The organism is Cobetia sp. BMC6 (genome assembly GCF_029991385.1).
GTDB lineage: Bacteria > Pseudomonadota > Gammaproteobacteria > Pseudomonadales > Halomonadaceae > Cobetia.
The window spans coordinates 446006-464788 of the sequence record NZ_JAKUMF010000001.1; the positions used below are offsets into that span (position 1 = coordinate 446006).

14 protein-coding genes are annotated in these 18783 nt (G+C 62.7%); 11 read left to right on the forward strand and 3 right to left on the reverse strand.

The genetic code is table 11. From position 1 onward, the window contains the following. Nucleotides 1-117 precede the first annotated feature (117 nt). Complete coding sequence (gene ptsP, locus MKZ40_RS01925) at nucleotides 118-2418, forward strand: phosphoenolpyruvate--protein phosphotransferase (RefSeq protein WP_175088488.1); 2301 nt, start codon at nucleotides 118-120, stop codon at nucleotides 2416-2418. Here ptsP and MKZ40_RS01930 read toward each other — a convergent pair. Beyond that, nucleotides 2411-3373 carry an NRDE family protein gene (locus tag MKZ40_RS01930; RefSeq protein WP_175088489.1) on the reverse strand — a complete coding sequence of 321 codons (963 nt, stop codon included), beginning with the start codon at nucleotides 3371-3373 and terminating at the stop codon, nucleotides 2411-2413. The genes ptsP and MKZ40_RS01930 overlap by 8 nt on opposite strands. Before the next feature lie 162 nt (nucleotides 3374-3535). Here MKZ40_RS01930 and MKZ40_RS01935 point away from each other — a divergent pair, with 162 nt between their 5' ends. From MKZ40_RS01935 to MKZ40_RS01980, 10 genes are all read left to right on the forward strand, one after another. Beyond that, a complete protein-coding gene (locus MKZ40_RS01935) occupies nucleotides 3536-6349 on the forward strand; it encodes a response regulator (RefSeq protein WP_175088490.1) in 2814 nt (937 codons plus the stop codon). A 73-nt stretch (nucleotides 6350-6422) separates the two neighbouring features. Further along, on the forward strand, nucleotides 6423-7205 hold the full coding sequence (locus MKZ40_RS01940) for a sulfite exporter TauE/SafE family protein (RefSeq protein WP_175088491.1): 783 nt from the start codon (nucleotides 6423-6425) through the stop codon (nucleotides 7203-7205). Nucleotides 7206-7332: 127 nt separating this feature from the next. Next, complete coding sequence (lgt, locus tag MKZ40_RS01945) at nucleotides 7333-8136, forward strand: prolipoprotein diacylglyceryl transferase (RefSeq protein ID WP_175088492.1); 804 nt, start codon at nucleotides 7333-7335, stop codon at nucleotides 8134-8136. Nucleotides 8137-8350: 214 nt separating this feature from the next. Further along, nucleotides 8351-9145 (forward strand): thymidylate synthase, encoded by a 795-nt coding sequence (locus MKZ40_RS01950; RefSeq protein ID WP_043331428.1) that lies wholly within the window; start codon nucleotides 8351-8353, stop codon nucleotides 9143-9145. After that, nucleotides 9142-9693 carry a dihydrofolate reductase gene (locus MKZ40_RS01955; protein ID WP_175088493.1) on the forward strand — a complete coding sequence of 184 codons (552 nt, stop codon included), beginning with the start codon at nucleotides 9142-9144 and terminating at the stop codon, nucleotides 9691-9693. The genes MKZ40_RS01950 and MKZ40_RS01955 overlap by 4 nt, the downstream gene beginning before the upstream one ends. Nucleotides 9694-9796: 103 nt before the next feature. Further along, nucleotides 9797-10777 carry a ProQ/FINO family protein gene (locus tag MKZ40_RS01960; RefSeq protein ID WP_254626992.1) on the forward strand — a complete coding sequence of 327 codons (981 nt, stop codon included), beginning with the start codon at nucleotides 9797-9799 and terminating at the stop codon, nucleotides 10775-10777. Between the two features lie 432 nt (nucleotides 10778-11209). Further along, nucleotides 11210-12199 (forward strand): TRAP transporter substrate-binding protein, encoded by a 990-nt coding sequence (locus MKZ40_RS01965; protein WP_175088495.1) that lies wholly within the window; start codon nucleotides 11210-11212, stop codon nucleotides 12197-12199. Nucleotides 12200-12296: 97 nt separating this feature from the next. Beyond that, nucleotides 12297-12881, forward strand: a complete 585-nt coding sequence (locus MKZ40_RS01970) for a TRAP transporter small permease (RefSeq protein ID WP_175088496.1) — start codon at nucleotides 12297-12299, stop codon at nucleotides 12879-12881. Further along, nucleotides 12878-14263, forward strand: a complete 1386-nt coding sequence (locus MKZ40_RS01975) for a TRAP transporter large permease subunit (RefSeq protein ID WP_175088497.1) — start codon at nucleotides 12878-12880, stop codon at nucleotides 14261-14263. Before MKZ40_RS01970 ends, MKZ40_RS01975 begins: the two co-directional genes overlap by 4 nt. Before the next feature lie 495 nt (nucleotides 14264-14758). Continuing rightward, nucleotides 14759-15802 (forward strand): porin, encoded by a 1044-nt coding sequence (locus tag MKZ40_RS01980; RefSeq protein WP_175088498.1) that lies wholly within the window; start codon nucleotides 14759-14761, stop codon nucleotides 15800-15802. A gap of 242 nt (nucleotides 15803-16044) precedes the next feature. On the opposite strand, the gene MKZ40_RS01985 is transcribed toward MKZ40_RS01980, so the two are convergent. Together MKZ40_RS01985 and pgi are read right to left on the reverse strand one after the other, a co-directional pair. Next, nucleotides 16045-17028: a carbohydrate kinase gene (locus tag MKZ40_RS01985; RefSeq protein WP_175088499.1), complete on the reverse strand. Its 984-nt coding sequence runs from the start codon at nucleotides 17026-17028 to the stop codon at nucleotides 16045-16047. Further along, nucleotides 17028-18710 carry a glucose-6-phosphate isomerase gene (pgi, locus tag MKZ40_RS01990; RefSeq protein ID WP_175088500.1) on the reverse strand — a complete coding sequence of 561 codons (1683 nt, stop codon included), beginning with the start codon at nucleotides 18708-18710 and terminating at the stop codon, nucleotides 17028-17030. Before pgi ends, MKZ40_RS01985 begins: the two co-directional genes overlap by 1 nt. Nucleotides 18711-18783: the final 73 nt, after the last annotated feature.

The window sequence follows — 18783 nt, forward strand, 5'->3', positions numbered from 1 at the left end:
GTCCGGCTGATGGCGTTGATGGGCGCGGGTGGCTAAGCGTGGGTCACGCCGCCTTGGCTGAGCAATCACCTTCTCGACGTCTTCGATGCGCGAGATACACCATGCTTGAGGTACTCCATGCTTGAGGTGCTACGTCGTATCGTTCAGGAGGTCAATGGCGCACGTTCTCTGGACGCGGCACTGGCGACCATGGTGTTGCGCATACGCAAGGCCATGAAGACGGACGTCTGCTCCGTCTATCTGCTGGCACCGGAAAGCGATCGCTTCGTTCTAAAGGATACCATCGGTCTGCGCTCGTCGTCGGTGGGGCAGGTCAGTCTGGCGCGTGGCGAGGGCCTGGTCGGGATGGTGGCGCTCAGGGAAGAGCCGCTCAACCTCGAGGATGCGCCCGCACACCCCCAATTCCGGTATTTCGAGGAGACCGGAGAGGAGCGCTTCTCCAGTTTCCTTGGAGTCCCCATCATTCATCAGCGTCGTGTACTCGGGGTGCTGGTCATCCAGCAACACGAGAAGCGTCGTTTCGATGAAGGTGAAGAAGCCTTCCTTGTCACCCTCGGCGCGCAGCTGGCGGGAGTGCTGGCCCACGCGCTGGCCACCGGGGCGCTGGGCAAGCTGGCCGGTACCAGCGGCCAGGCGACCTTCTCCGGCGTGGCCGGCTCCCCCGGCATCGCCATCGGCAAGGCCTTCGTGCTGTCTCCGCCCGCCGACCTGGACGCCGTCCCCGATCTGATTCCCACCGATATCGAATTTGAGATCGCACGCCTCAAGGAGGCGATCAACGCCGTGCGCGAAGAGATTCGCGTCGCGGCGGAGCGTCTCGCCAGTCGTATCTCCACCCAGGAACATGCGCTGTTCGAGGTCTATCAGCAGATGCTGGGCGACGCGGCGCTGGGGCAGGAGGTCGAGAAGCGCATCCGTGAAGGACAGTGGGCGCCGGCGGCGCTGGCCGATATCGTGCGCCGCCATGTGCAGTATCTCGAGCGTGTCGATGATGACTATCTGCGCGAAAGAGCCGCCGATATACGGGATCTTGGGCGTCGCGTGTTGTCACACCTGCAGGAAGAGGGTGACAGCGGCCCGATCGAATACCCGGAAAACACCATCCTCATCGGTCATGAGATCAGTCCCGCCACGCTGGGAGAGGTCCCGCGTGAACGCCTCAAGGGACTGGTCGCGGTCAGTGGCTCGAGTACTTCGCACGTCGCCATTCTGGCGCGTGCGATGGGGATTCCCACCGTGCTTGGCATGGTAGATCTTCCGTTGTCGCGACTGGGCGGAGCACCGGTCATTCTCGATGGACACCGTGGTCGACTGGTAGTGCGTCCCGAGCTTGATCTCGGCGCCTACTATTCACGGCTGATCGAGGAGGAGCAGGCGTTGAGCGCGCTGCTGGAACAGGAGCAGGATCTGCCAAGCGTGACCCCGGATGGCCATGGTCTGCCGCTGATGGTGAATACCGGTCTGGCGCTGGATTCTGTCGCATCGCTCAAGTCGCGGGTCGGCGGGGTCGGGCTCTACCGCACCGAAGTACCGTTCATGATGAGTGACCGCTTCCCCAGCGAGCAGGAGCAGGCGCGTCTGTATCGTGAGCAGCTGCTGGGCTTCGCGCCGCTGCCGGTCACCATGCGCACGCTGGATATCGGCGGTGACAAGGATCTGCCCTATTTTCCGATCAACGAGGCCAATCCCTTCCTGGGCTGGCGGGGCATCCGGGTGACGCTTGATCACCCCGAGGTCCTGATGGTGCAGCTGCGAGCCATGCTGCGTGCCGCGGAAGGGCTGGACAATCTGCGCATCATGCTGCCGATGATCTCGGGGATCGAAGAAGTCGATACAGCGCTGGCGCTGGTCAATCGAGCGCTGGTCGAGCTGGCCGAAGAGGGCATCAACGTCTCGCGACCGAGTGTCGGCGTGATGATCGAGGTGCCCGCGGCACTCTACCAGCTGGAAGCGCTCGCCACCCGGGTCGACTTCTTCTCCGTGGGCTCCAATGATCTCACCCAGTATCTGCTGGCGGTGGACCGCAACAACCCGCGCGTGGCGAGTCTCTACGATGCCTGCCATCCGGCGGTGTTGCGTGCCCTGGCGCGCCTGGCGGAAGAGTCGCGTGCGCTTGAGATGCCGGTGAGCGTCTGCGGTGAGCTGGCGGGCGACCCCGCCGGGGCCTTGCTGCTGCTGGGCATGGGCTTTGACAGCCTGTCGATGAATGCCCCGAGCCTGCCGCGCGTGCGTGCGGCCATTCGGCGGGTGTCACTGAGTGCGGCGCAGGGACTGGTGGACGAGGTGCTGTGTCAGCCCACCGCCGATGAGGTTCATGACCTGTTGCTCCACCGTCTGCAGGCCTGGGATCTGGCCCATCTGTTGCCGCCGCGCGACAACGCGCCCGTGGCGCAGAAGGCCGGCGAGACGACTAGCTGAGCCGCCAGCTGCCGATGTCTCCTTCCTCGCCGCTCCCTGTGGCGATCGAGCATGTCATGGCCCTGCGGCTGGCGATGGTGTGGCCCTCAGGGCTGAAGCGGCGCTCCAGCAGGGTCAGGGTCTGCACCACATCGGATGCATCAGCCGTGTCCCTTGCCGGGTGGCGTTGCCAGCGCACCAGAGTCGAGGCCCTGGTGCCATATTCGGCGCTGACGATGAATGGGCTGGACAGCAGGGCTTCGCGTTCGGGCGTTAGCCCGGTGACCGGCAGCTGAGCCGGCGCGGGCCGCCAGTCATCCTTGAGCAGGTCGAGCAACGCATCGTCGCTCAATGCTCGTGCGGTTGTCTGACCAGCACGGGCTGACCGGTCGAGGAGGGCTGTCAGGCGGCCACTCAGGCGTCGTTGCTTGGGCCAGTCGGCCTCGGGATGGCCGTTGCTCAGGCTGTGGACGCCCGCGCCAAGGCGGCTCACCTCGGCCCCTTGCGGGCCATGATGCAGGCGCCATAACGTCTTGCCATCGCAGACCAGCAGGTTGCACCAGTCCACGGCCTCAAGCGTCAGTGCAGACAGCTTCCGTGCGTCCGCTCCCTCCAGTGCCGCGGGCACGCTCTCTCCCGCGACCAGTGCGCGCAACCAGTCCTCAAGGCCCCAGCGTGAGCATCGGCCCAGCGCCTGACGCGCCGCTGCCGCGACCAGCTGGCCACGGCTGATGCTGGCCGTCGGGGCAGGGTGGTCCAGCTGGCGCACATTGGTCAGCGTGGCGAGGCTGCCGGCGGGGTGCATGACCAGCCAACCGCCGCCGGCCATCAGGTCGCGTCCGCCGCACAGGACACCATCCGGCCATACGCAGAGTCCGGCGGTGGCGCGCGCGTGAAACTCATCCCGGTTGCCGATCAGTAGCAGGCATTCGCCTTGCGCCGAGTCCGGTTGCCAGTCAAATGCCATCAGGCACATGTCGCCACTCCATCAGGGGGTCGGGAGAAAATAGCGCCTCTGTCACGCTGGCACTGCATGACGCCTGACGGCGGCTTGCGTATGCTGCTGCTTTGTCTCGACAGCTTGCGCTGGTCAGCGGTCGGGCTTGCCGACGCCTCACCTACAGGATGCTTTCAGATCATGTTCTCGCGCCGTGCTTCCTCTGTCGAGTCACCGCCTGCGGCGGCGGTGGCTTCGAATCCCCAGAATCCCGCCAGTGGCCTGGAGAAGGTCTGGGCGCGCATGATTCGGCTGACGGCTGGCCCGCTGCTGCTTGCGGAGCTGGCGGTGGCGTTGTGCTTTCTGGTCGGGGCTGCCGTGGTCTGGGACAGCACGCAGCATGCGGCCGTCGATACCGCGCTGGGGGAACTCAGGAAGGAGCATGCGCTGGCCACGGCGCTGGTCAGTGAGCGCCTGGAAACCCAGCAGCGTCGCCTGCAGATCCTGGCACGCTACGCACGGCGCCATCTCGATTTCGGCGCCACCGGGAGCAGCGCCTATGACGATGGCCTGGACCAGTTCTCGCTCACCGAGCAGGGCCAGTTGTTCAGGCCGGTATCGCGCGGGGGAGCCGCACTCTATGGTGAATTCGAAGGACCGTTGAGCGATGAGGATCGTGACGCCGGGCGGCGACTGATGCATATGCAGTGGCTGCTGTCGGACCTCTACTCGTCGGACCCCCTGATCTCACGCCTGTTCGTGAGTCTCGATAACAGCATGGTCATGCTCTATCCCTGGTTCAACGTGCTGGACGCCTTCGCGCCGGGCAGCGATTTCATGCCCTACACCGGAGTGCTGCCGGACACCGTGCGTCAGCTTGCCGAGAATACCGACAATGGTGCGGCACGCGTGGTCTGGCTGCCGCCGCACCCCGGGCCTGCCGGTCTGCCGCAGATCACGGCGCTGGCTGAGGTCTCGCTCGGCAATGGTCAGAAGGCGCGTGTCGGGCTGGATCTCGCGCTGCCGCAGATGGAGGCGCGCCTGCTGCTGCCGGGGCATGCCCCCTCGGATGCCTTCTGGCTGGTCGATGACCACCTGAACGTCTGGGCGGCCAGCAGCAATGTCGGCGACGGCCATTCCCGGGAGCTGCCCGCGGATATCGCCCGCGCGATGGATACCAGTCTGCGTGGCGTCACGCTGGTCGACCCGCGCGGGACTCAGGTGGTGGTGTGGGACAGCTTGCCAGTCACGGGTTGGCGCCTGGTGTCCAGTACGCGACTCGAGGTGCCCGGTCAGGTGCCGTTGCTGACCCTGTTGCTGGGCAGTGGTGGCGCGCTGCTGCTGGTGTTTGCCGTCATTATGCTCATCTTGCAGTGGCGGCTCAGGCGCATGGATCAGCGCCTGGGGCAGCCCCTGGAATGGTTGGCGCGCCAGAGCGAGCGTATCGAGAACGGTGAAGTGATGGAGGAGTACCCGCCGGTGGGGCGGCAGGCCTATCCGGCGGATGACATCCTGCGTCGCCACCGTGGGGCGGTGGCCTTGCTGCGTCGTGGTCGCGGCCATGAGCTGGATGCCTTGCCGCTGCCGGCCTTCGTGATGCGTCATGGGCTGTTGGCGATGGCCAACCCGGCCTTCGAGAAGCTGTTCGGGCTGGTATTGCATGAGGCGCTGGGCCGGTCGGTGGGCAGCTTGCTGATGCTGGAGCCCAACCCCAGCGTGCCCAGCAGTCGTGAACTCCGGGTACATGACGCCGAGGGGCGCATGCGGCGCATGCGTCTGGAGCTGTGTCGCTTCAACAATAACCCGGCGCAGGTGCTTGGCGTGATGATCGATGAGTCAGAGCACGATCAGGCCAGCCAGCAATTGCTGGTCGCGCGTGACCGTGCTCGCGAAGAGGCGCGTCTGAAGAGTGATTATCTGGACATGCTGCACGCTGAGTTGACGCCGCCGCTGCAAGGCCTGGTGCGCAAGCTTGGTCAGCTCCGGCGTGAGCGCCATATCGAGGATGCCGAGCTCAGCCTGCTGCAGGGCCGCCTCGACAGCGTGGCGCAACTGCTGGATGCCCTGACCGAGCGTGAGGAAGTGGTACGAACGCCGCTGGAAGAGAATGACTTCTCGCCGACCGAGACGCTGGGGGCGCTGCTCGAGGACATGCAGCAGCGTCATCATGATGTCGGCTGCCCCTTCGAGTGGCAGCTGGGACCGATGCCGGAGGCATTGCGCGGTGATGTGCGTCGGCTTGCACAGCTGTTCGAGCATCTGGCGGAAGGCTGCATGCGCCACGAAAGCGCCAGTCATCAATCCTTGCTGCTTGAGCTGCAGCAAGGCTGTGAGCTGCCGGCCTGTCGCGATGCAGCGTTCTCTGCCGAGGGTTCAGATGACGAGGGCGCTGGCTGCTGTTGCCTGCGATTTGAGCTGCGTGGGCATGTCGGGCTCGATATCGGTCATCAATCGCCCTCGAGTCTTGTCATGGCGCGGCGCTTGATCGACGAGCTGGGCGGCAGCTATCGCCAGATCAACCTGGACGACGAGCAGGCGCTGGAAATCCTGCTGCCGATGACATGGCCGGGCAAGCCCACCGAAACCCGTATCCTGGTGGTCGATGACGGGCCAGTGAATGCGATGCTGGCGCGCACGGTGCTCGGGCGGCAAGGGTTGTTGGTCGATACCGCCAGCAGCGGCGAAGAGGCGCTGGCCGCACGTGGACAGCATTTCTACGCCCTGGTGTTCATGGATATCTTCATGCCCGGCATGGACGGCGTCAGTGTCAGCCAGCGCTGGCGCGAGCAGGAAGCCGCCGCCGGCAGTGAGCGGCGCAGTGTCATCATCGCGCTGACCGCCAATGCCAGTGAAGCTGATCGCGAGCGCTTCTTCGCCGCCGGGCTGGATGATTATCTGGGCAAGCCCTACCGGCCCCAGGCGCTGATCGACAAGGTCAGCATGTGGCTGCCTGACGTGACGCTCACGCCACGCGCGTCCGGCAGCGGCGAAGGTCCAGTATCAACAGAGGGCTGACGGTCATGGCGTTGAGAGGCCCTGGCCACTCTCGGCAGACAGTCACCGCAATGCAGCATGAAAGGAGTCAGGTATGTGGTGGTGGTATCCCTTGTTGGGCGCAGTCGCCGGCATGATTGCGGGTCTGTTCGGGATAGGTGGAGGGCTTGTCATCGTGCCGGTGCTGGCCGCGGCCTTCGTGCTGCAAGGCGTCGCGCCGGAGGTATTGATGCACCTGGCGATCGGCACCTCGCTGGCCACCATCGTGGTGACCTCGCTGTCGTCGGCGCGGGCACATCATGAGCGCGGTGCGGTGCGCATCGATTGGCTCAAGCGGCTGTTGCCGGGGCTGGTGGTCGGCACCGGGCTGGGCGTGGTGCTGGCCAGTGAACTGAGCGGCGAGACCCTCAAGCTGGCCTTCGGCGTCTTCGTGCTGCTGGTGGCGGCCAAGCTCGGGCTGGATCTCAAGGTGGGCCAGATGGCACAGGCCCCCGGGCGGGTCGGCCAGTTCGTGGGTGGCAGTACCGTCGGCGTGATTTCCTCGCTGTTCGGCATCGGTGGCGGCACGGTGATGGTGCCGATGCTTTCCAGCTGGCAGGCGCGCATGACCGAGGCGGTGGGGACCGCCGCCGCTGCAGGCTTTCCCATCGCGCTGACCGCCGCACTGACCAACATCGTGGTCGGTTGGCATGCCCCCAACCTGCCGGAACACGCCATCGGCTATGTCCATTGGGTGGCGTGGCTGGGCATCGTGCTGGTGTCCGTGCCGTTTGCGCGCCTCGGGGCGCGGCTGGCGCATGCCTTGCCGGCCCTGCTGCTCAAGCGCCTGTTCGCGCTGATTCTGGTAGTCGTCGGACTGCGGTTTCTGCTGGCGTGAGCGGGAATACGCTGCCTCAGGCAGGTCGTGTTCATGCTTTGACTGTTATGCTTTGCCCGCCTGAGAGGCGATGCCTGCATCGCTCAGTACGTTGATAGAGCCCGACTTCCTCATTCAAGGTTTTCACATGTTGCAATATCCTGAGATCGACCCCGTGGCGCTGGCGCTGGGGCCCTTCAAGATTCACTGGTACGGGTTGATGTACGTGATCGGTTTCGCGGCGGCCTGGGGGCTGGCACGAGCACGTCGCGCACGCGTCGGCCTCAGTCAGGACGCGGTGGGCGACCTGATCTTCTTCGGCGCCCTGGGTGTGGTGCTGGGGGGCCGCCTGGGGTACGCGCTCTTCTATGGTTTCGACAAGCTGCTGGCGGACCCGGTGTGGATCTTCAAGGTCTGGGATGGCGGCATGAGCTTCCATGGCGGCCTGCTGGGCGTGTTGATCGCGATGCTGTTGTTCGCGCGTCGCCATCAGCTGACCTTCTTCCAGCTGACCGATTTCATCGCGCCGATGGTGCCGATCGGCCTCGGCGCAGGACGGCTGGGCAACTTCATCAATCAGGAGCTGCCGGGGCGCATCACCGATGTCTCCTGGGGTATGGTCTACCCGCTCTACGGGCCGGAGCCGCGTCATCCCTCGCAGCTCTATCAGTTTGCACTGGAAGGCGTCGTGCTGTTCGCCATCCTGTGGTTCGTCTCGCGTGAACCGCGCCAGAAGGGCTTGATCTCCGGTCTGTTTCTGCTCTGCTACGGTTGCTTCCGGTTCATCACCGAATTCTTCCGTCAGCCGGACTCCCAGCTTGGCTTCATCGCCTTCGACTGGCTGACCATGGGCCAGCTGCTGTCGCTGCCGATGGTGCTGTTCGGGCTGCTGTTGATGGCCTGGTCGCGCGGTCAGGAAGTGGCGCAGCCGCCGGTGCCTCGGGCTTCCTGAGGTGGCAATGCAGGCGTGAATACAGGGGGCATTCGGTGTAAACTGGCCCCCTGCCAGATACGCAAGAACGCGGCCATCGGGCCGCGTTCTTGCGTATCTGGCAGCGTCACATATCGTCAAGTGAACGATTCGAATTCATGAAGAGGCTGGCGCAGGGCTACCTACGGCTCCGCTCGCCGCGCCAGCCTCTGACACGCCGTACGGACTCGCCACCATGCAACCCTATCTAGATCTGATGCGCCATGTGCTGGAAAACGGCACACAAAAGGGCGATCGCACCGGCACCGGCACCCTGAGTGTCTTCGGCCACCAGATGCGCTTTGATCTGGCCGAAGGCTTCCCGCTGGTCACGACCAAGAAGCTGCACCTGCGCTCGATCATCCACGAGCTGCTGTGGTTCCTGAAAGGCGATACCAACATCGCGTACCTGAAGGAAAACGGCGTGCGTATCTGGGACGAGTGGGCCGATGAAAATGGCGACCTCGGGCCGGTATACGGTTACCAGTGGCGCAGCTGGCCGAATCCGCAAGGTGGTTCCGTCGACCAGATCAGCCAGCTGATCGAGCAGATCAAGACCAACCCGGATTCGCGCCGCCTGATGGTCTCGGCCTGGAATCCGGCGCTGGTGGACGAGATGGCGCTGCCGCCCTGTCATGCGCTGTTCCAGTTCTACGTCGCCGATGGCCGCCTGTCCTGCCAGCTCTATCAGCGCAGCGCGGACATCTTCCTGGGCGTGCCGTTCAACATCGCAAGCTATGCGCTGCTGACCCAGATGGTCGCACAGGTGTGTGGTCTCAAGCCGGGCGAGTTCATCCACACCCTCGGCGATGCCCACCTGTACAGCAATCATCTCGAGCAGGCGCGTGAGCAGTTGACGCGTGAGCCGCTGGCGCTGCCGCAGCTGGTGTTGAACCCGGAAGTCACGGACCTGTTCGATTTCACCTTCGATGACATTGCCATCGAAGGCTATGAATCCCATCCGCATATCAAGGCGCAGGTGGCTGTATGAGCGATAATGAATTCTCTCCGCTGACTGCGGCGACTGACACCGTCGTGCCCGTCGCGATGATTGCCGCCATGTCGGTCAACCGCGTGATCGGCGTCGACAACCAGTTGCCGTGGTACCTGCCGGAAGACCTGAAGTTCTTCAAGCATGTCACCCAGGGCAAGCCGGTGATCATGGGTCGCAAGACCTTCGCCTCCATCGGCAGGCCGTTGCCCAATCGCCTCAACATCGTGGTCACGCGTGACAGCGAGTTCAGTCACGATGGCGTACGGGTCTGCAGTGACCTGGCCGCCGCGCTGAGCATGGCGGACCACCACGCGATGATCGAAGGCGTGGATGAGATCATGGTGATCGGTGGCGGTCAGATCTACGCCCAGGCGCTGCCGGTGGCGACGCGCCTCTATCTCACCGAGGTTGCGGTCGAGATCGAGGGCGATGCCCATTTCCCGGCGCTGGATGCGAGCTGGCAGGAAGCGCAGCGCGTCCCGGGGGAGAGCGGTGAGGGCCTGCCGGCCTATGACTTCGTGCGCTTCGAGCGCCGCGACGTCTGAGCCACTGGCTGGTCGGCGTGACCTTTACAGTCAGCAGGTACTGACACAGACTGGTGCCAAACGGAACTGCCCATAGCGTGCAAGGGAGGCTCAGGCCTTGACGATGGATCGCCTCGAAGCGCTGTATTCTGCGCTTGAACATGAAGCCGACACACAGCGACAGCAGCGTGACACAGAGCGCCGGGCCCGTACGGCCCTGGAGTCGGAAAATGCCCGCCTGCGTGATGCGCTGGCCCAGCTGGAGCAGCAGGCAGCGTCTGCAGCCACGGCAGATGCCGATGCGCATCAGCGTGCCCTGGCAGACGCCGAGCGTGCACTGGCCGCAGAGCGTCGTGAGCGAGAGCAGCTCGCTGAGCAACTCGCGGCGGCGCGCCAGACACTGCAGGAGCAGCAGGCGCAGTTGAACGCGGTGAATGAGGCGTTGCTGGCGCGAGATGCGCAATTGCGCGAACTGGCTGAGCAGGCTTCTGCGCCGCAACCCTCCCCGAATGTGGAGGCGGGTCTGGCAGCGCAACAGGAGGCTCAGGCAGAGCGTCTGGCCTCAGAGCGCCTGAACGTGAGTCAGCCGGTAGCTGCCGCGCAGACAGCGGCGGCTGCCGACTCGTCCGAGGCTCAGGCACCGCAAGCTCAGGTACCGCAGGAGCAGGAAGCGCATCAGCAGAACGAAGTCACGCAGGGCGAGGCGCAGCAGGCGTCTCGGCCTGAGGCAGCGCCTTCTCCCCATGCGCTGCTCAAGCAGTGGTACAAGCGCTATCCGGATACCTTCTTCAAGGGCCATACCCGGCCGCTGAAGATCGGCATCCATATCGAGCTGCTGGAAAACGAGCCCTGGGATGACAAGCTGGTGCGGCGCGCGCTGGCGGGTTATGTCCATCTGCCGCGGTATCTGAAGGCGGTACGGGCGGGCACGCAGCGCGTGGATCTGTCGGGCCAGTCGGTGGGTGCCGTGACGGAAGATGAAGCACGCCATGCCCGTCAGCAGCTCGATGAGTTGACGCGTCAACAGAAGGCGCGTGAAGAGCAGGCGACCGATCAGCGTATCAGCCACAAGCTCAGCGAGCTGATGACCAAGCATCGTCCCTGAACACCGTCCTTGAACAAAGTCCCTGAGTACCGTCCCTGAGCCCCGTCTCTGAGAATGTGTTGGCAGGTGGTGTGACAGCTGAGGAAGACGCTCGATCGACAATGATCGGTACTAACAGACAAGGCCCCTGTGCGGATTCCCGCACAGGGGCCTTGTCGTTGGTGGGCGGAAATCCGCACAACTCCTCACAAATCGCCGGCGGCCCGCGGAATTCGGCTCACTTGTGCGCGAGTTGTGGGTGAACTGTGCGTTTGCAACTTATTGAATTGTCTGGATTGTCTCGTCTATCTGGCGGCTGTGGCGCAATGCTCGCAGTGTCTCGGCTATCCCTGCTCGCGCCGCACCTCTGCGCGGCTTCGTGTCGGAGCCGCGCAGACGGGATATCGAATGCCCTACAAGACCAACAATATCCGCAATTCAAGAGGATTCGCCATGCGCCTTATCAAGCCAGCCCTGACCGCCCTGAGTGCCGCCATCCTGTTTGCCTCAGCGACGGCCATGGCCGACCCGATCACCATCAAGTTCTCCCATGTGGTGGCGGAAAATACCCCCAAGGGCCAGATGGGCAAGAAATTCCAGCAGCTGGTAGAAGAGCGTCTGGGCGACAAGGTGGAAGTCGAGCTCTACCCCAGTTCGCAGCTGTACGGGGACGACAAGGTGCTGGAAGCCATGCTGCTGGGCGATGTGCAGCTGGCCGCGCCGTCACTGTCCAAGTTCCAGAAATATACCGATCAGCTGCAGGTCTTCGATCTGCCTTTCTTGTTCAAGGACATGGGCGCTGTCGAGCGCTTCCAGAGCAGCGAGACGGGCCAGTCATTGCTGACGTCGCTGGAATCCAAGGGGCTGGTGGGGCTCGGTTATCTGCATAACGGCATGAAGCAGCTGTCCGCGTCATCGCCGCTCAAGACACCGGAGGATGCCGACGGCAAGAAATTCCGCATCATGACCTCCGATGTGCTCGAGGCCCAGTTTGACGCGGTGGATGCCGTCTCGCTGAAGAAGCCGTTCTCCGAGGTCTTCATTCTGCTGCAGACCAAGGCCATCGACGGTCAGGAGAATACCTACTCCAATATCTACTCCCAGAAGTTCTTCGAGGTGCAGCCGTACATCACCGAATCCAACCACGGTGTGCTGGATTACATGGTGGTGTCCTCGGCACGCTTCTGGAATGGCCTGCCGGATGATGTGCGTGGCGAGGTCAAGTCGGCGCTCGATGAGGCCATCGTCTACGGCAACCAGCTCTCCGAAGCCAAGAACATGGAGGCCAAGCAGGCCATCCTCGATTCCGGCCAGAGCGAGATCATCACGCTCGACGATGCCCAGCGTCAGCAGTGGGTCGACGCCATGAAGCCGGTATGGGGCGAGTTTGCCGACGACATCGGTCAGGACATCATCGACGCCGCGCAAGCGGCCAACCAGTAAGCCGTCAGGCCATCCATCACTTGCCCCATCTTGAGCGCCAGAAAATCGGCGATCACGCGTGGGGCAAGTGTCCTTGAGCGACATGAGGATTCTTGCCATGGCACTAAGATGGCTTCACAAGGCGGAAGAGACGCTGTTCTCGCTGCTGCTGGTAGCGATGGTGCTGCTGGTCTTCGTTGAGGTGGTGTTGCGCTTTGTCTTCAATACCGGCATCAGCTGGTCACAGGAAGCCACGCTGTATCTGGCGGGCTGGTTCGTGTTGATCGGCGTGTCCTGGGGCGTCAAGCAGGGCGCGCATATCGGTGTGGATGTCGTGGTCAAGATGCTGCCGGTGCTCTGGCAGCGCGTGGCGACCTTGCTGGCGCTGGCGATCTGCATGGCGTACTGCGTGTTGCTGCTGGTCGGCAGTTATGAATATCTCTCGCTGATGAAGATGATCGGCATCGAGCTTGAGGACATCGCGATTCCCAAGTGGTATGCCCTCACCATTCTGCCCATTGCCATGTTGTTGCTGATGCTGCGCTTTGCGGTACTGGGCTGGAAGGTGATTCGTGGCGATGCCAGTGGCTTCGGCTTTCATGACGAAGGCGAGGACAGCATGCACCTGGTGCAGTCGGATGAGCCGGATGGCCAGGACAACGGCGATGCTGGCCGTGACAGTGATCAGGGAACACCACGATGACCATAGCCACTCTGTTTGCGCTGCTGTTCGGCGGCATCTTTCTCGGCATGCCGATCGCCTTTGCGCTGGGCTTCTCGAGCGTTACCACGATCCTGCTGTTTTCCAGTGACTCACTGGGGTCGGTGGCGATCAAGCTGTTCGAAGCCCTGTCGCATCACTACACCCTGCTGGCGATCCCGTTCTTCATTCTCTCCAGCACCTTTCTCTCGACCGGCGGCGTGGCACGTCGCCTGATCACCTTCGCCACCGACGCCATTGGCCACGTGCGCGGTGGGCTGGCGATGGCCTCCGTATTGGCGTGCATGCTGTTTGCCGCCGTGTCCGGCTCTTCTCCGGCCACGGTGGCGGCCATCGGCTCCATCGTGATCGCGGGCATGGTGCGCCAGGGCTATACCGAGTCCTTCGCGGCGGGTGTGATCACCAATGCGGGTACGCTGGGTATTCTGATTCCACCGTCCATCGTGATGTTGGTGTATTCCGCCGCCACGGAAGTCTCGGCGGCCAAGATGTTCATGGCCGGCCTGATTCCGGGCCTCCTGATGGGCGGTATCCTGATGGTCGCGATCTATATCGCGGCGCGGATCAAGAAGTTGCCGGCTCAGCCTTTCCCTGGCGTACGGGTGCTTGCGCGCTCCGGCCTGATCGCCATGGGCGGTCTGATGTTGATCTTCATCGTGCTGGGTTCGATCTATGGCGGCGTGGCCAGTCCCACCGAAGCCGCGGCCGTGGCCACGGTGTATGCCTGGTTGATCGCCGTGGTGGGCTATCGCGACATGGGGCCCTTGAAGAACGTGCCGTGGCGCAAGGGCAACGAAGCCTGGGGGAGTGCGGGGTTGCGCGCGCTGTGGCAGGTGCCTGCCGGGCTTCTGGGGTCCTTCACCGATCAGGAGGTCAAGAAGGTGGTGCTGGATGGCGCGCGCGTCTCGATGATGCTGCTGTTCATCATCGCCAACGCGATGCTGTTCGCGCATGTCCTGACCACGGAGCGCATTCCGCACACCATCGCCGAAACCATCATCGGCTGGGGACTGCCGGCATGGGGCTTCCTGATCGTGATGAATCTGCTGTTGCTGGCGGCGGGCAACTTCATGGAGCCCTCGGCCATCCTGCTGATCATGGCGCCGATCCTGTTTCCCATCGCGACGCAGCTGGGGATCGACCCGATCCATCTCGGCATCATCATGGTGGTCAACATGGAGATCGGCATGCTGACGCCTCCCGTGGGGCTGAATCTGTTCGTGACGGCGGGAATCACCGGCAAGCCGATGACCTGGGTCATTCGGGCAGCATTGCCGTGGCTGTCGCTGTTGCTGCTGTTCCTGGTGTTGATCACCTATGTGCCGGCGATCTCGCTGTTCCTGCCCAACTGGTTGAGCAGTTGACGATAACTATCTGCAGATCTTGATAGCAGACTCATCAATCAATCACTGGCACAGGGACGGTGCCTTTGATGAAGATAAAGCTGAGAGGAAACCACAGCTTGGCATCAGACAAGCACAGCAGTTGACGGGTATTTGATCTGCGACTTTTGTCGCAAACGAGGTTTTTCCACAATGAATCCGGGATTAACGCTCAGCGATGCGCTCGATGATGCAGAAATCGGCGTCAAGACGCATGGTTGTCATGAATCCTTCATTCGTGGGCCCTAGAGTATGCTCACGCCAGACAACCGACCGATGGATAGGTTCAGGAGTGGTGATCGAAAACAGTGTTTTTTTCTGTTGCACATCCTGAAAGCCCGGTATATGGTTTCCCTGCGAGCATTGGATAATAACTAGGCCACAGAGTTTTAGAGGCGTCATCAAGCGCCCGGAACCTCGGCCACTGCCATCGGCAGACACGATCGAACAGTTAACGCTAGTTAAGGAACTATCGCGATGAAAAAGACACTTCTGGCTACTGCCATCGCCGGCGCTGCTGCCCTGGCTGCTACTTCCGCTTCCGCTGCAACCGTCTACAACCAGGACGGCACCAAGCTGGACATCTACGGTAACGTTCAGCTGGCATACACCTATATTGACCAGCTCGGCGGTGATCCGGAAAGCGAACTGGCCGACAACGGTTCCACCTTCGGTGCCAAGGGCGAGCACAAGATCAACGACGACATCGTCGGTTACTTCAAGGCCGAGTGGGAATACGACGCTGACGAAGCCAAGAGCAGCGAAGGTCTCGACACCGGTGACCAGGCTTATGTCGGCGCCAAGGGCTCTTTCGGTGATGCGCGTATTGGTTCCTGGGATCAGCTGATGGATGACTGGATCCAGGATCCGGTAACCAACAACGAATATTTCGACGTTACCGACTCCAGCAGCAACATCACCGGTGGCAGCACGGTTCGTGAAGGTAACAAGCTGCAGTACATGTCTCCGGTCATGGGTGGCCTGCAGTTCGCCGTCGGTTCCAACTTCGAAGGTGACGGTGAAGACGAGAACGTCACCGATTCCAACCAGGCATCCTTCTATGCCGGTGGTAAGTACACTGTCGGTGGTTTCTCCATCGCTGCCGTGTATGACGATCTGGGCCAGTTCGACGGCGTAGATGACGGTACTGGTGCAAGCCAGGGTGATATCGGTGAGCAGTATGGTCTGACCGCTCAGTACACCGTCGATGCGCTGCGTGTTGCGGTGAAAGCCGAGCGCTTCGCTGCCGATGCTGACAACGCCGATGTCGACTACTACGGTATCGGCGCGCGTTACGGCTACGGCATGGGCGACGTCTACGGTGCCTACCAGTATGTCGATGCAGAAGATGGGTCTGATCTGGCTGTCGAAAATGGCGGCGATGACAGCTTCAACGAATTCACCGTCGGTGCCACCTACAACATCTCTTCCGCGATGTATACCTTCATCGAGTACGCCCAGTACGATCGTTCTGGCGATGCCAGTGACGGCGCTGCAGTCGGCATCTACTACGGCTTCTAAGACGTCTTCAATCGTCTAGCAAGCTAACGAAAGCCGGTCCCTCGGGGCCGGCTTTTTTACGTCTGTCACTTCCGTGATGACTGACTCCTCGTTCGATGAAGGGAGGGTAGTCAGTGCACAAACATGAGCGTCATGACCACGAAAAAGCCCCTTTGATCTGCTGATCAAGGGGGCTTTTATCATGTGCTTTCTGGGAAAATGATAACGCTTGTCTGTTATTCGTCAGCGTTATTGTCCGGCCATCATTTCATGGCGTCGAGGTCTTCACGCTTGGGCAGTGCAGCATAGGCACCCGGGCGAGTCACGGCGAAGGCGCCGCAGGCCGCAGCACGCTCCAGTGCGGCGTTGAGATGACTCTCGTCTTCGCACCAGTCGCTCAGGTTGTCGGCATGGATGCCGGCTTCGCTGAGCGCTGACAGGAAGCCCCCGATGAAGGCGTCGCCACCGGCGGTGGTATCGACCGCCTTGACGGTGGGCGGCGTGATGCTGACGGTCTCGATATCACCGCTCTGCTTGCGCACCAGGGCACGGATCACGCCCGGGCCATCGGTGAGCACGATCAGGCGCACACCGGCTTTCAGACGCGCTTCGAGCCAGTCGGTCTGCGGCTGACTGCCGGTCAGGGCCTCGACCTCTTCCTGGGACAGCTTGAGGATGTCGGCGTTGTCCAGCAGGCGCGTGACCAGGGTCACATCGACCTGCTGGTTCGGCCACAGGTTGTGACGCAGATTGGCATCCACGCTGACCAGAGAGCCTGCCGCACGTGCGCGTGATGCCAGCACGAAGCTGGTGTCCGCGATGCCGGCATCGGTCAGGCTGTTGCTGCACAGGTGGAAGATGGCGGGAGTCGCGAACAGCTCAGGCCCGGCGTGCTCCGGACGGAACAGCAGGTCGGCGGCCGGCGGACGATAGAAGTCGAAGCGGCGTTCACCCTCTTCATCGCGAGACACGAAGGCGAGCGCGGTACGCGCATGGCTGGTGCGCTTGACGTGTTCCATCTGCACGCCATGAGCGCTCAGTTCGTCGTGCAGGAAGTCACCGAAGCTGTCCTGACCCAGCATGCCGACGAAGTGGCTCGGCAGGCCGAGGCGGGCACAGGCAACCGCGACGTTGGCCGGTGCGCCGCCCGCGTAGGGCGTGAAGGTTTCCTGTTCGACGGCCTGGCCGCCGAGCTTGTTGGAGAGCATGTCGACGAGCGCTTCGCCGAACGCGATTACCGGAGTCATCAGGAGGAGGTTTCCTTGCGAGTGGTCGTCGTGGAGCCTTTGGCTTTCTTGCCCGGCTTGTCGTTGCTGTCATCCGCCTGGGTGGCGCCACCGGCAGGGAAGTGCTCGCGGACCAGTGCCAGCAGGCCCTGGGTGGACGGATCGAAGGCCTTCACGTCGGTATCGATGCGCGCACTGATCTCCCCGGCGATGCGCTTGCCGAGCTGCACGCCCCACTGGTCGAAGGAGTTGATGTTCCAGATCACGCCCTGCACGAAGACCTTGTGCTCGTAGAGGGCGATCAGTGCGCCGAGATTGCGCGGGGTCATCTCATCCAGCAGCAGGGTGCTCGACGGGCGGTTGCCCGGGCAATTGTAGTGCGGATCGAGGTTGCTGCCATCCTGGCTGCCTTCCATGAAGGCATTGGCCTGGGCCAGCATGTTGGTGATCAGCGCGAAGTGGTGCTCTTCGGTACCCGGCTCCGGCTTCAGCGAGGCGATGAAGTCGATGGGCACGTAGCGGGTGCCCTGGTGCAGCAGCTGGAAGAAGGCATGCTGACCGTTGGAGCCGGTCTCGCCCCAGACGATCGGGCCGGTCTTGTAGTCCACCGGACGGCCGAAGATGTCGACCGACTTGCCGTTGGATTCCATATCCAGCTGCTGCAGGAAGGCGGGCAGCTGATGCAGGGCCTGGTCGTAAGGCACGATGGCCTGGGTCTCGGCGCCCATGAAGTTGATGTACCAGATGCCGATCAGCGCCATCAGGACCGGCATGTTCTCGGCCATCGGTGCATTGATGAAGTGCTGGTCCATCTCGTGGGCGCCTTCCAGCAGCTCCATGAAGCCTTCGTAGCCGATGGACAGGGCAATGGGCAGGCCGATGGAAGACCACATGGAGTAGCGACCGCCAACCCAGGCCCAGAATTCGAAGACGTTCTCTTCGCGAATGCCGAATTCCTTGGCCGCCTTGCGGTTGGTGGAAGCCGCGACGAAGTGGGCACCGACGTCGGCATCTTCGCCGGCGTGCTCCAGGAACCAGCGGCGCGCCGTCTTGGCGTTGAGCAGGGTTTCCTGGGTGGAGAAGGTCTTGGTGGAGACGATGAACAGCGTGGTGGCCGGATCCAGGCGCTTGAGCACCTTCTGGATGTGGTTGCCATCCACGTTGGAGACGAAGTGGAAATTGATTTCCGGGTGGCGATGCTTGAGCAGCGCTCGGCAGGCCATGTTGGGGCCCAGATCAGAGCCACCGATGCCGATGTTGACCACGTCGCGAATCCGCTGGCCGTCGAAGCCTTTCCACTCACCGCTGCGCACGGCTTCCGAGAAGGCGCGGATCTGCTCGCGCGTCTTGTGGATTTCCGGCATCACGTCCTTGCCATCGACGATGACCGGCGTGTTGGTCTGGCTGCGTAGCGCAGTGTGCAGTACCGGGCGGTTCTCGGTGACGTTGATGATGTCGCCGGAGAACATCTGCGCGCGACGTTGAACGAGTGCAGAGTGCTCAGCCAGTTCGACCAGCGCCTCCATCACCTCATCGGAGATGTGGTGCTTGGAGTAGTCGAGAAACAGGCCGCCCACGCGCAGGCTCATCTTCTCGAAGCGCTTGGGATCCGCCGCGAAGTAATCGCGGATGCGGTCGTTGCGGGTCACCTCGCCCAGCCGGGTCAGCGCCTGCCAGGAAACACTACGGGTCAATTGCAGCATGGAAGTGTCCATCGTATGGGTTGTGGAAGTTCATCGGGGCGGGTCGCATTCTGTGGCGGCCCGACGCACGCTT

What these genes read in the sequence shown, in the direction of transcription:
- ptsP (WP_175088488.1), top strand. Translation starts at nt 118, where the DNA reads ATGCTTGAGGTGCTACGTCGTATCGTTCAGGAGGTCAATGGCGCACGT.
- MKZ40_RS01930 (WP_175088489.1), bottom strand. Translation starts at nt 3,373, where the DNA reads ATGTGCCTGATGGCATTTGACTGGCAACCGGACTCGGCGCAAGGCGAA.
- MKZ40_RS01935 (WP_175088490.1), top strand. Translation starts at nt 3,536, where the DNA reads ATGTTCTCGCGCCGTGCTTCCTCTGTCGAGTCACCGCCTGCGGCGGCG.
- MKZ40_RS01940 (WP_175088491.1), top strand. Translation starts at nt 6,423, where the DNA reads ATGTGGTGGTGGTATCCCTTGTTGGGCGCAGTCGCCGGCATGATTGCG.
- lgt (WP_175088492.1), top strand. Translation starts at nt 7,333, where the DNA reads ATGTTGCAATATCCTGAGATCGACCCCGTGGCGCTGGCGCTGGGGCCC.
- MKZ40_RS01950 (WP_043331428.1), top strand. Translation starts at nt 8,351, where the DNA reads ATGCAACCCTATCTAGATCTGATGCGCCATGTGCTGGAAAACGGCACA.
- MKZ40_RS01955 (WP_175088493.1), top strand. Translation starts at nt 9,142, where the DNA reads ATGAGCGATAATGAATTCTCTCCGCTGACTGCGGCGACTGACACCGTC.
- MKZ40_RS01960 (WP_254626992.1), top strand. Translation starts at nt 9,797, where the DNA reads ATGGATCGCCTCGAAGCGCTGTATTCTGCGCTTGAACATGAAGCCGAC.
- MKZ40_RS01965 (WP_175088495.1), top strand. Translation starts at nt 11,210, where the DNA reads ATGCGCCTTATCAAGCCAGCCCTGACCGCCCTGAGTGCCGCCATCCTG.
- MKZ40_RS01970 (WP_175088496.1), top strand. Translation starts at nt 12,297, where the DNA reads ATGGCACTAAGATGGCTTCACAAGGCGGAAGAGACGCTGTTCTCGCTG.
- MKZ40_RS01975 (WP_175088497.1), top strand. Translation starts at nt 12,878, where the DNA reads ATGACCATAGCCACTCTGTTTGCGCTGCTGTTCGGCGGCATCTTTCTC.
- MKZ40_RS01980 (WP_175088498.1), top strand. Translation starts at nt 14,759, where the DNA reads ATGAAAAAGACACTTCTGGCTACTGCCATCGCCGGCGCTGCTGCCCTG.
- MKZ40_RS01985 (WP_175088499.1), bottom strand. Translation starts at nt 17,028, where the DNA reads ATGACTCCGGTAATCGCGTTCGGCGAAGCGCTCGTCGACATGCTCTCC.
- pgi (WP_175088500.1), bottom strand. Translation starts at nt 18,710, where the DNA reads ATGCTGCAATTGACCCGTAGTGTTTCCTGGCAGGCGCTGACCCGGCTG.